16 protein-coding genes are annotated in these 18,542 nt (G+C 69.6%); 1 reads left to right on the top strand and 15 read right to left on the bottom strand.

What is annotated here, in order from left to right:
* Positions 1 to 3: 3 nt before the first annotated feature.
* Entirely contained in the window at positions 4 to 1,995 is a 1,992-nt protein-coding gene (gene recQ, locus ACZ7L1_RS22430) for a DNA helicase RecQ (RefSeq protein ID WP_471439560.1), read from the bottom strand.
* 196 nt (positions 1,996 to 2,191) lie between these two features.
* Between recQ and ACZ7L1_RS22425 the strand changes: the two genes are divergently transcribed.
* Entirely contained in the window at positions 2,192 to 2,380 is a 189-nt protein-coding gene (locus tag ACZ7L1_RS22425) for a hypothetical protein (protein ID WP_471439755.1), read from the top strand.
* A 67-nt stretch (positions 2,381 to 2,447) separates the two neighbouring features.
* Here the strand turns inward: ACZ7L1_RS22425 and nuoN are convergent, their stop codons facing one another.
* The 14 genes from nuoN to ACZ7L1_RS22355 are packed head-to-tail and all read right to left on the bottom strand — an operon-like array spanning position 2,448 to position 18,492.
* Positions 2,448 to 4,097: an NADH-quinone oxidoreductase subunit NuoN gene (nuoN, locus tag ACZ7L1_RS22420; RefSeq protein ID WP_471439558.1), complete on the bottom strand. Its 1,650-nt coding sequence runs from the start codon at positions 4,095 to 4,097 to the stop codon at positions 2,448 to 2,450.
* A complete protein-coding gene (locus ACZ7L1_RS22415; RefSeq protein WP_471439556.1) occupies positions 4,094 to 5,665 on the bottom strand; it encodes an NADH-quinone oxidoreductase subunit M in 1,572 nt (523 codons plus the stop codon). The genes nuoN and ACZ7L1_RS22415 overlap by 4 nt, the downstream gene beginning before the upstream one ends.
* A 5-nt stretch (positions 5,666 to 5,670) precedes the next feature.
* Complete coding sequence (gene nuoL / locus ACZ7L1_RS22410) at positions 5,671 to 7,617, bottom strand: NADH-quinone oxidoreductase subunit L (protein ID WP_471439554.1); 1,947 nt, start codon at positions 7,615 to 7,617, stop codon at positions 5,671 to 5,673.
* 15 nt (positions 7,618 to 7,632) lie between these two features.
* Entirely contained in the window at positions 7,633 to 7,932 is a 300-nt protein-coding gene (gene nuoK / locus ACZ7L1_RS22405; RefSeq protein WP_023547474.1) for an NADH-quinone oxidoreductase subunit NuoK, read from the bottom strand.
* Positions 7,929 to 8,768, bottom strand: a complete 840-nt coding sequence (locus ACZ7L1_RS22400; RefSeq protein ID WP_471439552.1) for an NADH-quinone oxidoreductase subunit J — start codon at positions 8,766 to 8,768, stop codon at positions 7,929 to 7,931. Before ACZ7L1_RS22400 ends, nuoK begins: the two co-directional genes overlap by 4 nt.
* Positions 8,765 to 9,406 (bottom strand): NADH-quinone oxidoreductase subunit NuoI, encoded by a 642-nt coding sequence (gene nuoI / locus ACZ7L1_RS22395; protein WP_471439550.1) that lies wholly within the window; start codon positions 9,404 to 9,406, stop codon positions 8,765 to 8,767. Before nuoI ends, ACZ7L1_RS22400 begins: the two co-directional genes overlap by 4 nt.
* The gene (nuoH, locus tag ACZ7L1_RS22390) at positions 9,399 to 10,763 is read right to left on the bottom strand and encodes an NADH-quinone oxidoreductase subunit NuoH (RefSeq protein ID WP_471439548.1); all 1,365 of its coding nucleotides are present in this window, start codon (positions 10,761 to 10,763) and stop codon (positions 9,399 to 9,401) included. The genes nuoI and nuoH overlap by 8 nt, the downstream gene beginning before the upstream one ends.
* Positions 10,760 to 13,264 (bottom strand): NADH-quinone oxidoreductase subunit G, encoded by a 2,505-nt coding sequence (locus ACZ7L1_RS22385; RefSeq protein WP_471439547.1) that lies wholly within the window; start codon positions 13,262 to 13,264, stop codon positions 10,760 to 10,762. Before ACZ7L1_RS22385 ends, nuoH begins: the two co-directional genes overlap by 4 nt.
* On the bottom strand, positions 13,261 to 14,610 hold the full coding sequence (nuoF, locus tag ACZ7L1_RS22380; RefSeq protein ID WP_471439545.1) for an NADH-quinone oxidoreductase subunit NuoF: 1,350 nt from the start codon (positions 14,608 to 14,610) through the stop codon (positions 13,261 to 13,263). The genes ACZ7L1_RS22385 and nuoF overlap by 4 nt, the downstream gene beginning before the upstream one ends.
* Positions 14,610 to 15,485 carry an NADH-quinone oxidoreductase subunit NuoE gene (gene nuoE / locus ACZ7L1_RS22375; RefSeq protein WP_471439543.1) on the bottom strand — a complete coding sequence of 292 codons (876 nt, stop codon included), beginning with the start codon at positions 15,483 to 15,485 and terminating at the stop codon, positions 14,610 to 14,612. Before nuoE ends, nuoF begins: the two co-directional genes overlap by 1 nt.
* Positions 15,482 to 16,807, bottom strand: coding sequence for an NADH-quinone oxidoreductase subunit D (locus ACZ7L1_RS22370; RefSeq protein ID WP_471439541.1), 1,326 nt, complete (start codon positions 16,805 to 16,807; stop codon positions 15,482 to 15,484). Before ACZ7L1_RS22370 ends, nuoE begins: the two co-directional genes overlap by 4 nt.
* The gene (locus tag ACZ7L1_RS22365; protein WP_471439540.1) at positions 16,804 to 17,568 is read right to left on the bottom strand and encodes an NADH-quinone oxidoreductase subunit C; all 765 of its coding nucleotides are present in this window, start codon (positions 17,566 to 17,568) and stop codon (positions 16,804 to 16,806) included. The genes ACZ7L1_RS22370 and ACZ7L1_RS22365 overlap by 4 nt, the downstream gene beginning before the upstream one ends.
* Positions 17,565 to 18,119: a NuoB/complex I 20 kDa subunit family protein gene (locus ACZ7L1_RS22360; protein ID WP_007383964.1), complete on the bottom strand. Its 555-nt coding sequence runs from the start codon at positions 18,117 to 18,119 to the stop codon at positions 17,565 to 17,567. The genes ACZ7L1_RS22365 and ACZ7L1_RS22360 overlap by 4 nt, the downstream gene beginning before the upstream one ends.
* 13 nt (positions 18,120 to 18,132) lie before the next feature.
* A complete protein-coding gene (locus tag ACZ7L1_RS22355) occupies positions 18,133 to 18,492 on the bottom strand; it encodes an NADH-quinone oxidoreductase subunit A (protein WP_003992243.1) in 360 nt (119 codons plus the stop codon).
* Positions 18,493 to 18,542: the final 50 nt, after the last annotated feature.

The raw sequence follows: 18,542 nt of genomic DNA, 5'->3' as shown, positions 1-18,542 counted from the left end.
GGCTCATATCCAGTCCTCCGGCTCCGGCTCATCGTCCGGCTCGGGCCAGTCGTCCGGCTCGGGTTCGTCGCCGGGCGCCGTGGCCTGCCGGGTGGCCGACGGACCGCCCAGCGACGCGAGCACTGCGAGCACGCCCTCCCCATAGGTGGCCAGCTTCTTCTCACCGATCCCGCTGATACCGCCGAGCTGGGTCACGGAGGTGGGCCAGGCGGTGGCGATCTCGCGCAGCGTGGCGTCATGGAAGATCACGTACGCCGGGACGCCCTGCTCCCGGGCCTGGTCGGCGCGCCAGGCGCGCAGGGCCTCGAAGGCGGGGGCCAGCTCCGGGGGCAGCTCGGCGGCGGCCGCCTTCGGCTTGCGGTCGGACCGGGCGGACGGCGACGACGACCGGGGAGCCGCCGCCGGCTTCTTCGGCTCCTTGCGCAGCGGCACCTCCCGCTCTCGTCCTAGCACCGCCCCGCTGGCCTCGGTCAGCACCAGCGTCCCGTACTCGCCCTCGACCGCGAGCAGCCCCTGCGCCAGCAGCTGCCGTATGACGCCGCGCCATTCGCCCTCGGTCAGCTCCTCGCCGATGCCGAACACGGACAGCTGGTCGTGGTCGAACTGGATGACCCTGGCCGTGCGCCGGCCCAGCAGGATGTCGACGATCTGCACCGCGCCGAACTTCTGCCGCCTCTCCCGGTGCAGCCGCCACACCGTGGACAGCACCTTCTGCGCCGCGATCGTCCCGTCCCACGTGTCCGGCGGCTCCAGGCAGGTGTCGCAGTTGCCGCAGCCGCCCGGCTGGGGGTCCTGGCCGAAGTAGGCGAGCAGCTGGCCACGGCGGCACTGGGCGGTCTCGCACAACGCCAGCATCGCGCCCAGGTGCGCCTGGGCCCGGCGGCGGAACGCCTCGTCGCCGTCCCCGGACTGGATGAGCTTGCGCTGCTGTATGACGTCGTTCAGCCCGTACGCCATCCAGGCCGTGGACGGCAGTCCGTCGCGGCCCGCACGGCCCGTCTCCTGGTAGTAGCCCTCGACGGACTTCGGCAGGTCCAGGTGGGCGACGAACCGCACGTCCGGCTTGTCGATACCCATCCCGAAGGCGATCGTCGCGACCACCACCAGACCCTCCTCGCGCAGGAAACGGGACTGGTGCGCCGCACGGGTGCCCGCGTCCAGGCCCGCGTGGTACGGCACCGCCTCGATGCCGTTGCGGGTCAGGAACTCGGCCGTCTTCTCCACCGAGTTCCGTGAGAGGCAGTAGACGATGCCGGCGTCGCCCGCGTGCTCCTCGCGCAGGAACGCCAGCAACTGCTTCTTGGGGTCGGCCTTCGGCACGATCCGGTACTGGATGTTGGGCCGGTCGAAGCTGGCCACGAAATGGCGGGCCCGCGGCATGTGCAGCCGCTGGGTGATCTCCTGGTGCGTCGCCCGCGTGGCCGTCGCCGTGAGTGCGATGCGGGGCACGTCCGGCCACCGCTCGCCGAGCAGGGACAGCGCCAGGTAGTCCGGGCGGAAGTCATGGCCCCACTGGGACACGCAGTGCGCCTCGTCGATGGCGAAGACGGAGATCTTGCCGCGGGACAGCAGGTCGAGGGTGGACTCCAGACGCAGCCGCTCCGGCGCCAGGTACAGCAGGTCCAGCTCGCCGGCCAGGAACTGCGCCTCCATCACGCGCCGCTCGTCGAAGTCCTGCGTGGAGTTGACGAACCCGGCGCGCACACCGAGCGCGCGCAGGGCGTCCACCTGGTCCTGCATGAGGGCGATGAGCGGGGAGACCACGACTCCCGTACCGGGTCTGACCAGGGCCGGAATCTGGTAGCACAGCGACTTGCCGCCACCGGTGGGCATGAGCACGACGGCGTCGCCGCCGGCCACCACATGCTCGATGACCGCTTCCTGCTCACCGCGGAAGGCGTCGTATCCGAAGACCCGGTGCAGCGTGGCCAGCGCCTCGCTCCCACCGTCCACCACCGGCGCGCCCACCTCGGTCATCACAGCCGTCCCGTCCATCGCCCGTCCCCCGTCAGTCGTCCTTCGACCACTGCGTCCACGATAGGGGGCCACGCAGACAGTCCCGGAGTTATCCACAGGCCCTGTCCCGCCCCGGTCACGGACACGGCCATCGTTCACACGTGCGTGGGAGACCTGCCCGTTTGCGGTCGACAGTCTGAATGGACCGGCGAGCCCCCGTCCCATGGGAGCACTGATGAGCGTCGCACCGAGGGCGTCCACCCCGACCTGGGGTCGCGCAGCCGTGCACGCCTTCGAGCTGGAGCCCACCACCGGTACCTACACCAGCGTGGGCATCTTTCGTGAGCGGATGAAGGTGAGTATGCCCTTCCCGGTCGACCTGGACCTCGCCGAGATCAAGGCGCTCCCCGAGGACGTGCGGTAACTCCGACGGCACACGGCCCGGCACCCCCCGAGCGGGCACCGGGCCGTCGATTACGGGCGCGGGCGCCTCAGCGCACGAACACCCCCGCCTGGTTCGCCAGGTCCAGGAAGTACTGCGGGGCCACACCCAGGGCCACCGTGACCGCCACGCCCACCCCGATCGCCGTCATGGTCAGCGGGGACGGGACCGCCACCGTCGGGCCCTCCGGGCGCGGTTCGCTGAAGAACATCAGGACGATCACGCGAATGTAGAAGAACGCTGCCACGGCGGACGAGATCACACCGATCACGACCAGCGGGATCGCCCCGCCTTCCGCCGCCGCCTTGAACACCGCGAACTTCCCGGCGAAGCCCGAGGTCAGCGGGATGCCCGCGAAAGCCAGCAGGAACACCGCGAACACGGCCGCCACCAGCGGAGACCTGCGGCCGAGCCCGGCCCACTTGGACAGGTGGGTGGCCTCACCGCCCGCGTCGCGGACGAGGGTGACGACCGCGAAGGCACCGATCGTCACGAACGAGTACGCGGCCAGGTAGAAGAGGACCGCGGACACACCGCTCCGCGTGGTCGCGATCACACCCGCGAGGATGAATCCGGCGTGCGCGATCGACGAATACGCCAGCATCCGCTTGATGTCGGTCTGCGTGATCGCCACGATCGCACCACCCAGCATGGTGACGATCGCGATCGCCCACATCACCGGCCGCCAGTCCCAGCGCATCCCCGGCAGGACCACGTACAGCAGCCGCAGCAGCGCGCCGAACGCCGCCACCTTGGTCGCCGCCGCCATGAAGCCGGTCACCGGGGTCGGCGCGCCCTGGTACACGTCCGGCGTCCACATGTGGAACGGCACCGCGGCCACCTTGAACAGCAGGCCCATCACGACCATCGCGGCGCCGACGAGCAGCAGCACGTCGTTGCCCATGGTGTTGGCCAGCGCCGGGTCGACGTTCGTGACCGTGCCGTCGACGACCTGGGCGATCCGCGCGTACGACACCGAGCCCGCGTAGCCGTACAGCAGGGCGATGCCGAACAGCGTGAAGGCGGAGGCGAAGGCGCCGAGCAGGAAGTACTTGACCGCGGCCTCCTGCGACATGAGCCGCTTGCGGCGGGCGAGCGCGCACAGCAGGTACAGCGGCAGCGAGAAGACCTCCAGGGCGACGAAGAGGGTCAGCAGGTCGTTCGCCGAGGGGAAGACCAGCATGCCGCCGACCGCGAACAGCAGCAGCGGGAACGCCTCCGTCGTCGTGAAGCCCGCCTTGACGGCGGCCTTCTCGCTCTCGCTGCCCGGCACGGACGCGGCCTGTGCGGCGAACGAGTCCACGCGGTTGCCGTGCGCCGCCGGGTCGAGGCGCCGCTCGGCGAAGGTGAACACGCCGAGCAGGCCCGCGAGCAGAATCGTGCCCTGCAGGAACAAGGACGGCCCGTCGACCGCGAGCGCGCCCATCGCCGCGATATGGGCCTTGGTGGTGCCGTATCCGTCGGCGGCGAGCGCCACCACCGCGGCGAACGCGGCGGCGAGCGCGACGACGGACACGAACACCTGTGCGTAGTAACGGGACTTGCGCGGCACGAACGCCTCGATCAGCACCCCGACGAGCGCGGCACCGATGACGATCAGGGTCGGCGACAACTGCCCGTACTCGATCTTCGGCGCCTGGATCTTCGCGATCGGGTCGGCTGCGGTTGTCCACAGGCTGTGGACGGCTGTTGCGCTCACTTGGCCGCCTCCACTGCGGGCTTGGGATCGGTCTGGTGTACGTCGGACATGGTGTGCTGGACCGCCGGGTTGACCAGGTCGGTGACCGGCTTCGGGTAGACACCCAGGAAGATCAGCAACGCGATCAGCGGGACGACCACCACGAGTTCGCGGACCCGCAGATCCGGCATCGCCGCGACCTCCGCCTTCACCGGGCCCGTCATCGTCCGCTGGTACAGGACGAGGGTGTAGAGCGCGGCGAGGACGATGCCGAAGGTGGCGATGATGCCGATCACCGGGTGGCGGGTGAACGTGCCGACCAGCACCAGGAACTCACTCACGAACGGCGCGAGCCCCGGCAGGGACAGCGTCGCCAGGCCGCCGATCAGGAAGGTGCCGGCGAGCACCGGCGCCACCTTCTGCACGCCCCCGTACCCCGCGATCAGACGCGAGCCGCGGCGCGAGATCAGGAAGCCCGCCACCAGCATCCAGGCGGCCGTCGAGATACCGTGGTTGACCATGTACAGCGTCGCCCCGGACTGGCCCTGACTGGTCATCGCGAAGATGCCCATGATGATGAAGCCGAAGTGCGAGATCGACGCGTAGGCCACCAGCCGCTTGATGTCGCGCTGACCGACCGCGAGGAGCGCACCGTAGAGGATGCTGATCAGGGCCAGGACGAGGATGACCGGGGTCGCCCACTTGCTCGCCTCCGGGAACAGCTGGAGGCAGAAGCGCAGCATCGCGAACGTGCCCACCTTGTCCACGACCGCCGTGATCAGCACGGCGACGGGGGCGGTGGCCTCCCCCATGGCGTTGGGCAGCCAGGTGTGCAGCGGCCACAGCGGCGCCTTCACCGCGAAGGCGAAGAAGAAGCCGAGGAACAGCCAGCGTTCGGTGCTGGTCGCCATGTGCAGCGAGCCGTTCGCCCGCGCCTGCACGATCTCCGGGAGGGAGAAGTTGCCCGCCTGCACATACAGGCCGATCACCGCGGCCAGCATGATCAGGCCGCCGGCCAGGTTGTAGAGGAGGAACTTCACGGCGGCGTACGACCGTTGCGTGGAGGCCGCCTTCTCGCCCTGCTCGTGGGCACGGTCCCCGAAGCCGCCGATGAGGAAGTACATCGGGATGAGCATGGCTTCGAAGAAGATGTAGAAGAGGAAGACGTCGGTGGCCTCGAACGAGATGATCACCATCGCCTCTACGGCCAGGATCAGGGCGAAGAAGCCCTGCGTCGGCCGCCAGCGCCGGCTTCCGGTCTCCAACGGGTCCGCGTCGTGCCAGCCCGCCAGGATCACGAACGGGATCAGCAGCGCGGTCAGCGCGATGAGCGCCACCGCGATGCCGTCCACACCCAGCTCGTACCGCACACCGAAGTCCTTGATCCAGGCATGGGACTCGGTGAACTGGTAGCGGGCGCCGCCCGGTTCGAAGCGGAAGGTGATCACCGCGGCGAGCGCGAGCGTGGCGAGCGAGACGACCAGCGCGAGCCACTTGGCGGCGGTGCGCTGCGCGGCCGGTACCGCGGCCGTGGCGATCGCCCCCACGGCCGGGAGCACCGCCGTCGCTGTCAGCAGGGGAAAAGACATCGCTATCAGACCGCCCTCATCAGCAGGGTCAGGGCGACGAGCACCGCCGCACCGCCGAACATCGAGACGGCGTACGACCGTGCGTAGCCGTTCTGCAGTCGGCGGAGCCGGCCGGACAGGCCGCCGACCGAGGCCGCCGTGCCGTTGACGACGCCGTCGACCAGGGTGTGGTCCACGTACACCAGGGAGCGCGTGAGGTGCTCTCCGCCCCGGACGAGGACGACGTGGTTGAAGTCGTCCTGAAGCAGGTCGCGCCGGGCGGCCCGGGTGAGCAGGGAGCCGCGCGGGGCGACGGCCGGGACGGGCCTCCGGCCGTACTGCGCCCAGGCGATGGCCACGCCGATGACCAGGCACACCATGGTCGCTCCGGTGACAGTAAGGGCGCTGACCGGCGAGTGCCCCTCGCTGTGCCCGGTGATCGGCTCGAGCCAGTGCAGGAAGCGGTCGCCGATGCTGAAGAACGCGCCGCCGAAGACCGACCCGACCGCCAGCACGATCATGGGGATCGTCATGACGCCCGGCGACTCGTGCGGATGCGGCTCCGCGTGCTCGCCCCGGGTCTCGGCGGCGGGCTCCACGCTCGGCTCGTCGGGGGACGGGGTCGGCGCGTGGCGCCAGCGCTCCTCGCCGAAGAACGTCATCAGCATCACGCGCGTCATGTAGAACGCCGTGATGGCCGCGCCCAGCAGAGCCGCGCCGCCGAGGATCCAGCCCTCGGTGCCGCCCTTCGCGAAGGCCGCCTCGATGATCTTGTCCTTGGAGAAGAAGCCGGACAGACCCGGGAAGCCGATGATCGCGAGATAACCGAGGCCGAAGGTGACGAAGGTGACCGGCATGTACTTCCTGAGGCCGCCGTAACGGCGCATGTCGACCTCGTCGTTCATGCCGTGCATGACCGAGCCGGCGCCGAGGAACAGCCCCGCCTTGAAGAAGCCGTGCGTCACCAGGTGCATGATCGCGAAGACGTAGCCGATGGGGCCGAGGCCCGCGGCCAGCACCATGTAGCCGATCTGCGACATGGTCGAGCCGGCCAGCGCCTTCTTGATGTCGTCCTTGGCGCAACCGACGATCGCACCGAACAGGAGCGTGACGGCACCGACGACGGTGACGGCCAACTGGGCGTCGGGCGCCGCGTTGAAGATCGCTCCGGAGCGGACGATCAGGTAGACGCCCGCGGTCACCATGGTCGCAGCGTGGATCAGGGCCGAGACCGGGGTCGGGCCCTCCATCGCGTCACCGAGCCAGGACTGCAGCGGCACCTGGGCCGACTTGCCGCAGGCGGCGAGCAGCAGCATCAGGCCGATCGCGGTGAGCTTGCCCTCGCTCGTGTCCCCCACGTGGCCGAGGACCGGGCCGAAGGCGAAGGTCCCGAACGTCGTGAACATCAGCATGATGGCGATCGACAGGCCCATGTCGCCGACGCGGTTGACGAGGAAGGCCTTCTTCGCCGCGGTCGCCGCGCTGGGCTTGTGCTGCCAGAAGCCGATCAGCAGGTAGGAGGCGAGGCCGACGCCCTCCCAGCCGACGTACAGCAGCAGGTAGTTGTCGGCGAGGACGAGCAGCAGCATCGCCGCGAGGAACAGGTTCAGATAGCCGAAGAAGCGGCGTCGGCGCTCGTCGTGCTCCATGTAACCGACCGAGTACAGGTGGATGAGCGAGCCGACTCCGGTGATCAGCAGGACGAACGTCATCGACAGCTGGTCCAGCCGGAAGGTGACGTCGGCCTGGAAGCCGGCCACCGGCACCCAGCTGAACAGGTGCTGGGTGATGGTCCGGTGGTCGGCGGCCTTCCCCAGCATGTCGGTGAAGAGGACGGCACCGAACACGAAGGAGGCGGCGGCGAGCACCGTGCCGAGCCAGTGGCCGACAGCGTCCAGCCTTCTGCCGCCGCACAGCAGGACGGCCGCTCCGAGCAGGGGCGCCGCGATCAGCAGCGCAATCAGGTTCTCCACGATTCTCCCGACCCCTTACAGCTTCATCAGGCTGGCGTCGTCGACCGAGGCCGAGTGGCGGGTACGGAACAGCGACACGATGATCGCGAGCCCGACGACGACCTCCGCGGCGGCGACGACCATCGTGAAGAAGGCGATGATCTGGCCGTCGAGATTGCCGTGCATCCGGGAGAAGGTGACGAACGCGAGGTTGCAGGCGTTGAGCATCAGCTCGATGCACATGAACACCACGATCGCGTTGCGCCGGATCAGTACGCCGGTGGCACCGATCGTGAACAACAGGGCCGCGAGGTACAGGTAGTTGACCGGGTTCACTTCGACGCCTCCTCGGTCCGCTTGAGCGCCGGCCGCTTCTCCTCGGTGCGCTCAAGGCGCTCGGCGGCGTGCTGCTCCAGCGCCTTGAGATCGCTGATCGCCTCGTCGGACACGTCGCGGATCTGGCCGCGGGCGCGCAGCGTCTTGTTGACGGTCAGCTCGGACGGGGTGCCGTCCGGCAGGAGGCCCGCGATGTCCACCGCGTTGTGCCGGGCGTAGACGCCGGGGGCCGGCAGCGGCGGAACGTGCTTGCCCTCCCGTACGCGCTGCTCGGACATCTCACGCTGGGTGCGGGCGCGCTCGGTGCGCTCGCGGTGGGTGAGCACCATGGCGCCGACGGCGGCCGTGATGAGCAGGGCACCGGTGATTTCGAAGGCGAACACGTACTTGGTGAAGATGAGGGCCGCCAGACCCTCCACATTGCCGCCCGCGTTCGCCTTGCCGGTGCCGGCGAAGTCCTTCAGGGACGCGTTGGCGATGCCCGCGAACAGCAGGACGCCGAAGCCGAGCCCGCACAGGAGGGCCAGCCAGCGCTGGCCCTTGATGGTCTCCTTCAGGGAGTCCGCCGCGGTGACGCCGACGAGCATCACCACGAACAGGAACAGCATCATGATCGCGCCCGTGTAGACGACGATCTGCACGATCCCCAGGAAATAGGCGCCGTTGGCGAGGTAGAACACCGCCAGGACGATCATGGTGCCCGCGAGGCACAGCGCGCTGTGCACGGCCTTCTTCATGAAGACGGTGCCGAGGGCGCCGAGCACCGCGACGGTGCCGAGGACCCAGAACTGGAAGGCCTCTCCGGTGGAGGTGGAGTAGGCCGCGAGATCAGTCATCCGCCGATCACCTTCTTCGACGCCGGCTCGCCCTCGCCGAAGGTGGAGGCGGCCTCCTGCGGTACCTCGCCCTTCGAGACGGCGGCCTGGCGCACTGTGCCGGGCGCTGCCTGAGTGACCAGGCCCCGGTAGTAGTCCTGCTCGTCCGTCCCCGGGTAGATGGCGTGGGGCGTGTCGACCATGCCCTCTTCCAGGCCGGCGAGCAGTTGCTCCTTGGTGTAGATGAGGTTGGCGCGGCTGGAGTCGGCCAACTCGAACTCGTTGGTCATCGTCAGCGCACGCGTCGGGCACGCCTCGATGCACAGGCCGCACAGGATGCAGCGGGCGTAGTTGATCTGGTAGACCCGCCCGTACCGCTCGCCCGGGGAGTAGCGCTCCTCATCCGTGTTGTCCGCGCCCTCGACGTAGATCGCGTCGGCGGGACACGCCCAGGCGCACAGTTCGCAGCCGACGCACTTCTCCAGGCCGTCCGGATGGCGGTTGAGCTGGTGCCGGCCGTGGAACCGCGGAGCCGTGGTCTTCTTCTGCTCCGGGTACTGCTCGGTGAGCCGCTTCTTGAACATGGCCTTGAAGGTCACGCCGAAGCCGGCCACCGGGTTCTGGAAACCCGGCTTGGTGTCCTTGGGCTCGTCAGCCATCGGACGCCTCCTTTCCATCCGTAGATCCGTCACTCACAGTGTCCGCCCCACCACTGACAATCAGCTCCCGCTCCCGGCGTGGGCGCCGCCTCGGCACCGGCGGCAGCGTCTGTCCCGGTAGCGGCGGCACGGGGAATCCCCCGGCCATCGGGTCGAAGGCGGCGGGTTCCTCGGCGGGCCGCTCGGCCTCCTTGGCCTTCGCGCGGAACATGTCGATGACGAACGACACCAGGAGCAGTGCGAGGACTCCGCCCGCGACGTACAGCGCGATGTCGGCGAAACCGTAGTTCTCGTTGCGAAGCGCCCGCACGGTCGCGACGAGCATCAGCCAGACCACGGAGACCGGGATGAGGACCTTCCAGCCGAGCTTCATCAGCTGGTCGTAGCGGACGCGCGGGAGCGTGCCGCGCAGCCAGATGAAGAAGAACAGCAGCAGCTGGACCTTGATGACGAACCAGAGCAGCGGCCACCAGCCGTGGTTCGCGCCCCCCCAGAAGGTGCTGATCGGCCAGGGGGCGCGCCAGCCGCCCAGGAAGAGCGTGGTGGACACGGCCGAGACAGTCACCATGTTCACGTACTCGGCGAGCATGAACATCGCGAACTTGATCGACGAGTACTCGGTGTTGAAGCCGCCGACCAGGTCGCCCTCGGACTCCGGCATGTCGAAGGGGGCGCGGTTGGTCTCGCCGACCATCGTGACGATGTAGATGATGAAGGACACCGGCAACAGCAGGATGTACCAGCGGTCGTGCTGCGCCTCGACGATCCTCGACGTCGACATCGACCCCGAGTAGAGGAACACGGAGGCGAAGGCGGCGCCCATGGCGATCTCGTAGGAGATCATCTGCGCGCAGGAGCGCAGGCCGCCGAGGAGCGGGTAGGTGGAGCCGGAGCTCCAGCCCGCCAGCACGATGCCGTAGATGCCGACCGAGGCGACCGCGAGGATGTAGAGCATCGCGATCGGCAGGTCGGTGAGCTGCATCGTGGTGCGGTGCCCGAAGATCGAGATCTCGTTGCCGGCGGGCCCGAAGGGGATCACCGCGATCGCCATGAAGGCCGGGATGGCCGCGACGATCGGCGCGAGGATGTAGACCACCTTGTCCGCGCGCTTGACGATGAGGTCTTCCTTCAGCATCAGCTTCACGCCGTCGGCGAGCGACTGGAGCATGCCCCAGGGGCCGTGCCGGTTGGGGCCGATGCGCAGCTGCATCCAGGCGACGACCTTGCGCTCCCAGACGATGGAGAACAGCACGGTCACCATCAGGAAGGCGAAGCAGAACACCGCCTTGATGACGATCAGCCACCAGGGGTCGTGGCCGAACATCGAGAGGTCTTCAGCGGCGAGGTACGGACTCATGCCTCCACCTCCTTGGGGGCTTCGGCGGCGGGCGTCGCCTGGCCGATGCGGACGAGGGTGCCGGGCTGCGCCCCGGTGTCGGAAGGGACGCCGCCGCCCGTGGAGTTCATCGGGAGCCAGACCACGCGGTCGGGCATCTCGGTGATCTGCAGCGGGAGCTCCACGGTTCCGGACGGCCCGCGCACGGCCAGCAGGTCGCCGTCCTCGACGCCCACCTCGGCGGCGGTGGCGGCGGACACACGCGCGCGTGCCGCGTGCCGGGTGCCGGCGAGCGCCTCGTCGCCGTCCTGGAGGCGGCCCTGGTCGAGCAGCAGCCGGTGGCCGGCGAGCACGGCCTCTCCGGCGGCCGGGCGGGGCAGCTGTCCGCCGATCTCCAGGGGGTTGGCGGCCCGCGGACCGTCCCAGGCGCCGAGGCGGTCCAGCTCCACGCGGATCGTGCGCAGATCGGGCAGCCCCAGGTGCACGTCCATCGCGTCGGCGAGCATCTCCAACACGCGCGCGTCGGTCGGCATCAGCGGGCGCGTCATCTGGTCGGGCTTGAGCGCGGCCTCGAAGAAGCGGGCCCTGCCCTCCCAGTTGAGGAAGGTGCCGGCCTTCTCGGCGGCCGCCGCGACCGGCAGCACCACGTCCGCGCGCTCGGTGACCTCGCTGGGCCGCAGTTCCAGGGAGACCAGGAAGGCCACCTCGGACAGTGCTTCACGCGCGCGTGCCGGATCGGGCAGGTCGGCGACCTCGACACCGGCCACGACCAGGGCGCGCAGTTCGCCGGTGGCCGCGGCCTCGACGATCTGACCGGTGTCCCGGCCGTAGCGGTGCGGGAGTTCGGCGAGGCCCCAGGCGGCGGCGACCTCCTCCCGCGCGCGCGGGTCGGTGGCCGGGCGCCCGCCCGGCAGCAGCGAGGGCAGCGCGCCCACCTCGACCGCGCCGCGCTCCCCGGCGCGGCGCGGGATCCACGCCAGCCGGGCGCCGGTGGCGGCCGCGGTGCGGACGGCGGCGGTGAGGCCACCGGCCACGGCGGCGAGACGTTCACCGACGACGATCACAGCGCCCTCGGTGCGCAGCGCCTCCGCGGCACGTACGCCGTCCTCCTCCAGGCCGACCCGTCCGGCCAGCGCGTCCAGCCACTCGGTCTCGGTCCCGGGTGCGGCCGGCAGCAGCGTGCCACCGGCCTTCTCCAGGCCCCGGGTGGCGTGCGTGGCGAGAGCGAACACCTGCTGGCCGTGCCCCCGCCAGGCCTTGCGCAGCCGCAGGAAGACGCCGGGCGCCTCCTCTTCCGACTCGAACCCGACGAGCAGGACGGCGGGCGCCTTCTCCAGGGAGGTGTACGTGACGCCCGTGCTGTCGAGGTCGCGGCCGCGTCCGGCGATCCGGGCGGCCAGGAAGTCGGCCTCCTCGCCGCTGAGCACGCGCGCGCGGAAGTCGATGTCGTTCGTGTCGAGCGCCACGCGCGCGAACTTGCTGTACGCGTAGGCGTCCTCCACGGTGAGCCGGCCGCCGGTGAGCACCCCTGCCCGGCCCCGCGCGGCGAGCAGCCCCCGGGCGGCGATGTCGAGTGCCTCGGGCCAGGACGCGGGCTCCAGCTCACCGCTCTCGCGCCGCACCAGCGGCACATCGAGCCGGTCCTTCGTCTGCGCGTACCGGAACGCGAACCGCCCCTTGTCGCAGATCCACTCCTCGTTGACCTCGGGGTCGTAGGCGGCCAGGCGCCGCATGACCTTGCCGCGCCGGTGGTCGGTGCGGGTGGCGCAGCCGCCGGAGCAGTGCTCGCAGACCGAGGGGGACGAGACGAGGTCGAAGGGGCGCGAGCGGAAGCGGTACGCCGCCGAGGTGAGCGCACCGACCGGGCAGATCTGGATGGTGTTCCCGGAGAAGTACGACTCGAAGGGGTCGCCCTCTCCGGTGCCGACCTGCTGCAGTGCGCCCCGCTCCAGCAGCTCGATCATCGGGTCGCCCGCGATCTGGTTGGAGAACCGGGTGCAGCGGGCGCACAGCACGCACCGCTCACGGTCGAGCAGCACCTGCGTGGAGATCGGCACCGGCTTCTCGTACGTCCGCTTCCTCCCGTCGAAGCGGGACTCGGCGCTGCCGTGCGACATCGCCTGGTTCTGCAGCGGGCACTCGCCGCCCTTGTCGCAGACGGGGCAGTCCAGCGGGTGGTTGATGAGCAGGAGCTCCATCACACCCTTCTGGGCCTTCTCGGCTACGGGCGAGGTGAGGTGCGTCTTCACGACCATCCCGTCCGTGCACGTGATCGTGCAGGACGCCATGGGCTTGCGCTGGCCCTCGACCTCGACGATGCACTGGCGGCAGGCTCCGGCCGGGTCGAGCAGGGGGTGGTCGCAGAAGCGGGGGATCTCGATGCCGAGCTGTTCGGCGGCGCGGATGACCAGGGTGCCCTTGGGCACGCTGATCTCGACGCCGTCGATCGTCAGCGTGACGAGGTCCTCCGGCGGGACCGCCGCCTCTCCCCCACCCGAGGGAGCGCTGGTGGTCACGGTCATGCGTTCACCTCCGCGGGCTTGTCCGCCCAGGCCGTGGACTTGGCCGGGTCGAAGGGGCAGCCCCGGCCCGTGATGTGGTCCTCGTACTCCTCGCGGAAGTACTTGAGGGAGGAGAAGATCGGCGAGGCGGCGCCGTCGCCGAGGGCGCAGAAGGACTTGCCGTTGATGTTGTCGGCGATGTCGGCGAGCTTGTCGAGGTCGGACATCACGCCCTTGCCCGCCTCGATGTCCCGCAGCAGCTGCACGAGCCAGTACGTGCCTTCACGGCAGGGCGTGCACTTGCCGCAGGACTCGTGCGCGTAGAACTCGGTCCAGCGGGTGACGGCCCGTACCACGCAGGTCGTCTCGTCGAAGCACTGCAGGGCCTTGGTGCCGAGCATGGACCCGGCGGCGCCCACGTTCTCGTAGTCCAGCGCGACGTCGAGGTGCTCGTCGGTGAACATCGGCGTGGACGAGCCGCCCGGCGTCCAGAACTTCAGCCGGTGGCCGGGCCGCATGCCGCCGCTCATGTCGAGGAGCTGGCGCAGCGTGATGCCGAGCGGGGCCTCGTACTGGCCGGGGTTGGCCACATGGCCGCTGAGCGAGTACAGCGTGAAGCCGGGCGACTTGTCGCTGCCCATCGACCGGAACCATTCCTTGCCCCGGTTCATGATCGCGGGAACCGACGCGATCGACTCGACGTTGTTCACGACAGTCGGGCAAGCGTAGAGGCCCGCGACCGCAGGGAAGGGGGGACGGAGCCGCGGTTGACCACGGCGGCCTTCGAGCGAGTCGAGCAGTGCGGTCTCCTCGCCGCAGATGTACGCGCCCGCGCCCGCGTGCACGGTGACGTCGAGATCGAGCCCGCTGCCCAGGATGTTCTCGCCGAGGTAGCCCGCCGCGTAGGCCTCGCGGACGGCCGAGTGCAACCGCCGCAGCACGGGGACGACTTCACCACGCAGGTAGATGAAGGCGTGCGACGACCTGATGGCGTAACACGCGATGACGATGCCCTCGATGAGGCTGTGCGGGTTCGCGAAGAGGAGCGGGATGTCCTTGCAGGTTCCGGGCTCCGATTCGTCGGCGTTGACAACCAGATAGTGAGGCTTGCCGTCACCCTGCGGAATGAACTGCCACTTCATTCCCGTGGGGAATCCCGCGCCGCCGCGCCCGCGCAGTCCGGAGTCCTTGACGTACGCGATCACCTCGTCCGGCGACATGGCGAGCGCCTTGCGGAGCCCCTCGTAACCGTCGTGCCTGCGGTAGACGTCCAGCGTCCAGGACCTCTCCTCGTCCCAGAAGGCCGACAGCACGGGCACGAGCAGCTTCTCGGGGCTGGTCTCGTTGAGCTCGGGTGCCAAGGTCATCACTGCCCTCCCTCGTCGGCTACGGGCCCGGCCGGGTGGGCCGGGTCGGAGGCCGATGTGTCCTGCGGCGCGTCGTGCGAGCTGAGGTGCTCGGCCGGCGACGGCTGGTGCGCGGCCGTGTCCCCGGCCTCGTCGTGCGGCCCGCCGTCCCGCGGGTGGACCACACGCGCGGCGGGGGACTCCCCCTTGGCCAGCCGCAGCCCGACCAGCGAGGCCGGACCCGCGCTGCCGGTCGCCTCGACGGCCCCGTCCCGTTCGTCGGGGAAGCCGGCCAGCATCCGGGCGGTCTCCTTGAAGGTGCACAGGGGGGCGCCGCGGGTGGGAGCGACCTGCCGTCCCGCGCGCAGGTCGTCGACGAGGCGCCTGGCCGTCTCGGGGGTCTGGTTGTCGAAGAACTCCCAGTTGACCATCACGACCGGCGCGAAGTCGCAGGCCGCGTTGCACTCGATGTGCTCCAGGGTGACCTTGCCGTCGTCGGTGGTCTCGCCATTGCCGACGCCCAGGTGCTCCTGGAGGGCCTCGAAGATGGCGTCGCCGCCCATGACGGCGCACAGGGTGTTGGTGCAGACGCCCACCTGGTAGTCACCGGAGGGCCGCCGCCGGTACATGGTGTAGAAGGTGGCGACCGCGGTGACCTCGGCCGTGGTCAGGCCCAGCACCTCGGCGCAGAACCGCATCCCGGTGCGCGTGACATGGCCCTCCTCCGACTGCACCAGGTGGAGCAGCGGCAGGAGGGCGGACCGGGAGTCCGGGTAGCGGGCGATGATCTCGTGCGCGTCCCGCTCCAGCCGGGCCCGCACGTCGTGCGGGTAGTCGGGCGCGGGCAGTTCGGGCATGCCCAGGCTGACGCCCCGCTGAGAAGAAGAGGTGGTCACCGGTCGACGCCTCCCATCACGGGGTCGATGGACGCGACGGCGACGATGACGTCGGCGACCTGGCCGCCCTCGCACATCGCCGCCATGGCCTGCAGGTTGGTGAAGGACGGGTCGCGGAAGTGGACCCGGTAGGGGCGGGTGCCGCCGTCGGAGACGACGTGCACGCCGAGCTCGCCCTTGGGCGACTCGACCGCCGCGTACGCCTGTCCCGGCGGGACGCGGAAGCCCTCGGTCACCAGCTTGAAGTGGTGGATCAAGGCCTCCATGGAGGTGCCCATGATCTTCTTGATGTGGTCCAGGGAGTTGCCGAGCCCGTCCGGTCCCAGGGCGAGCTGGGCGGGCCAGGCGATCTTCTTGTCGGCGACCATGACCGGGCCGGGCTGCAGCCGGTCCAGGCACTGCTCGACGATCCTGATCGACTGGCGCATCTCCTCCACGCGGATGAGGAAGCGTCCGTAGGCGTCGCAGGTGTCGGCGGTGGGGACGTCGAAGTCGTACGTCTCGTAGCCGCAGTAGGGCTGTGTCTTGCGCAGGTCGTGCGGCAGGCCGGCGGAGCGCAGGATCGGCCCCGTGGCGCCGAGGGCCATGCAGCCCGCGAGGTCCAGGTAGCCGATGTCCTGCATACGGGCCTTGAAGATGGGGTTCCCGGTGGCGAGCTTGTCGTACTCCGGGAGGTTCTTCTTCATCTTCTTCACGAACTCGCGGATCTGGTCCACCGCGCCCGGGGGCAGGTCCTGGGCGAGTCCGCCGGGGCGGACGTAGGCGTGGTTCATCCGCAGGCCGGTGATCAGCTCGTAGATGTCGAGGATCATCTCCCGGTCGCGGAAGCCGTAGATCATGATCGTGGTGGCGCCGAGCTCCATGCCTCCGGTGGCGATGCACACCAGGTGGGAGGAGAGCCGGTTCAGCTCCATCAGGAGCACACGGATGACGGAGGCGCGGTCGGGGACCTGGTCCTCGATGCCGAGGAGCTTCTCCACGGCGAGGCAGTACGCCGTCTCGTTGAAGAACGGCGTCAGGTAGTCCATGCGCGTCACGAACGTGGTGCCCTGCGTCCACGTGCGGTACTCGAGGTTCTTCTCGATGCCGGTGTGCAGGTAGCCGATGCCGCAGCGGGCCTCGGTGACCGTCTCGCCCTCGATCTCCAGGATCAGCCTGAGCACGCCGTGCGTGGACGGGTGCTGGGGGCCCATGTTGACGATCAGGCGCTCGTCGTCGGCACGGGAGGCGGACTCGACGACCTCGTCCCAGTCACCGCCGGTCACTGTGTAGACGGTGCCCTCGGTGGTCTCGCGCGCGGAGGACGGGGTGTGCGTGCTCATGAGTACGACCTCCGCTGGTCCGGAGCCGGGATCTGGGCGCCCTTGTACTCGACGGGGATGCCGCCGAGGGGGTAGTCCTTGCGCTGCGGATGGCCCTGCCAGTCGTCCGGCATCATGATCCGCGTCAGCGCCGGGTGGCCGTCGAAGACCAGGCCGAAGAAGTCGTACGTCTCGCGTTCGTGCCAGTCGTTCGTGGGATACACGGACACGAGCGACGGGACGTGCGGGTCGGCGTCGGGGGCGCTGACCTCCAGGCGGATCAGCCGGTTGTGGGTGATCGAGCGCAGGTGGTAGACGGCGTGCAGCTCGCGCCCCTTGTCGCCGGGGTAGTGCACTCCGCTCACGCCCGTGCACAGCTCGAAGCGGAGCGCCGGGTCGTCACGCAGGGTCTGGGCGACGGCGAGAAGGTACTCGCGTTCGATGTGGAACGTCAGCTCGTCCCGGTCGACGACGGTCTTCTCGATGGCGTTCTCGGGAACAAGGCCCTGCTCCTCCAGGGCGCCCTCGAGTTCGTCGGCGACCTCGTCGAACCAGCCCCCGTAGGGGCGGGTGGCCGCGCCCGGGAGGCGGATGGAGCGGACCAGGCCGCCGTAGCCGGAGGTGTCGCCGCCGTTGTTGGCGCCGAACATGCCGCGCTGGACGCGGATCTCCTCGCCGCCCTCGCCGCGCCGACCGGGGAGGTTGGCGGCGCCGAGGTCCTTTTCGGGGTTCACCCCGTTCGCGGAGCCGTTCGCCGCGTGGGTGCCGTTCGCGTCGCTCATCGCAGCAGCCCCTTCATCTCGATCGTCGGCAGGGCCTTGAGCGCCGCTTCCTCCGCCTCACGGGCCGCCTCCTCGGCGTTCACGCCGAGCTTGGAGGACTGGATCTTCTGGTGCAGCTTGAGGATCGCGTCCATCAGCATCTCGGGCCGTGGCGGGCAGCCGGGCAGATAGATGTCGACGGGGACGATGTGGTCGACACCCTGGACGATCGCGTAGTTGTTGAACATGCCGCCCGAGGAGGCGCACACGCCCATCGAGATCACCCACTTGGGGTTCGGCATCTGGTCGTAGACCTGCCTGAGGACCGGCGCCATCTTCTGGCTGACCCGACCCGCGACGATCATCAGGTCCGCCTGGCGGGGCGAGCCGCGGAAGACCTCCATGCCGAAACGCGCCAGGTCGTAGCGGCCGGCGCCGGTGGTCATCATCTCGATGGCGCAGCAGGCGAGGCCGAAGGTGGCGGGGAAGACCGACGCCTTGCGCACCCAGCCCGCGGCCTGCTCGACGGTGGTCAGAAGGAAACCGCTCGGCAGCTTTTCTTCGAGTCCCATGACGTAAGGCCCCTCAGTCCCATTCCAGGCCGCCGCGCCGCCATACGTACGCGTACGCGACGAAGACGGTGAGCACGAAGAGCAGCATCTCCACGAGCCCGAAGATCCCCAGGGCGTCGAAGGTGACGGCCCAGGGGTAGAGGAAGACGATCTCGATGTCGAAGACGATGAAGAGCATCGCCGTCAGGTAGTACTTGATGGGGAAGCGCCCGCCGCCGGCCGGCGTGGGGGTCGGCTCGATACCGCACTCGTAGGCCTCGAGCTTGGCGCGGTTGTACCGCTTCGGACCGATCAGCGTGGCCATGACCACGGAGAAGATCGCAAAGCCTGCCCCGAGGGCTCCCAGTACGAGGATGGGCGCATACGCGTTCACCGCTCCTCGCTCCTCTCAGTCGGCACTGACTGCTGGCGGTTGCGCTGGGC

This window comes from Streptomyces sp. NPDC107546 (genome assembly GCF_055639175.1).
Note: the sequence above shows the minus strand (reverse complement) of the source record. Positions and strands in the feature narration are given on the sequence as shown.

Excerpts from the sequence above, each read along its gene's own strand:
- recQ (WP_471439560.1), bottom strand. The coding sequence starts at position 1,995 with ATGGACGGGACGGCTGTGATGACCGAGGTGGGCGCGCCGGTGGTGGAC.
- ACZ7L1_RS22425 (WP_471439755.1), top strand. The coding sequence starts at position 2,192 with ATGAGCGTCGCACCGAGGGCGTCCACCCCGACCTGGGGTCGCGCAGCC.
- ACZ7L1_RS22415 (WP_471439556.1), bottom strand. The coding sequence starts at position 5,665 with ATGTCTTTTCCCCTGCTGACAGCGACGGCGGTGCTCCCGGCCGTGGGG.
- ACZ7L1_RS22400 (WP_471439552.1), bottom strand. The coding sequence starts at position 8,768 with ATGACTGATCTCGCGGCCTACTCCACCTCCACCGGAGAGGCCTTCCAG.
- nuoI (WP_471439550.1), bottom strand. The coding sequence starts at position 9,406 with ATGGCTGACGAGCCCAAGGACACCAAGCCGGGTTTCCAGAACCCGGTG.
- nuoH (WP_471439548.1), bottom strand. The coding sequence starts at position 10,763 with ATGAGTCCGTACCTCGCCGCTGAAGACCTCTCGATGTTCGGCCACGAC.
- ACZ7L1_RS22385 (WP_471439547.1), bottom strand. The coding sequence starts at position 13,264 with ATGACCGTGACCACCAGCGCTCCCTCGGGTGGGGGAGAGGCGGCGGTC.
- nuoF (WP_471439545.1), bottom strand. The coding sequence starts at position 14,610 with ATGACCTTGGCACCCGAGCTCAACGAGACCAGCCCCGAGAAGCTGCTC.
- ACZ7L1_RS22370 (WP_471439541.1), bottom strand. The coding sequence starts at position 16,807 with ATGAGCACGCACACCCCGTCCTCCGCGCGCGAGACCACCGAGGGCACC.
- ACZ7L1_RS22365 (WP_471439540.1), bottom strand. The coding sequence starts at position 17,568 with ATGAGCGACGCGAACGGCACCCACGCGGCGAACGGCTCCGCGAACGGG.
- ACZ7L1_RS22360 (WP_007383964.1), bottom strand. The coding sequence starts at position 18,119 with ATGGGACTCGAAGAAAAGCTGCCGAGCGGTTTCCTTCTGACCACCGTC.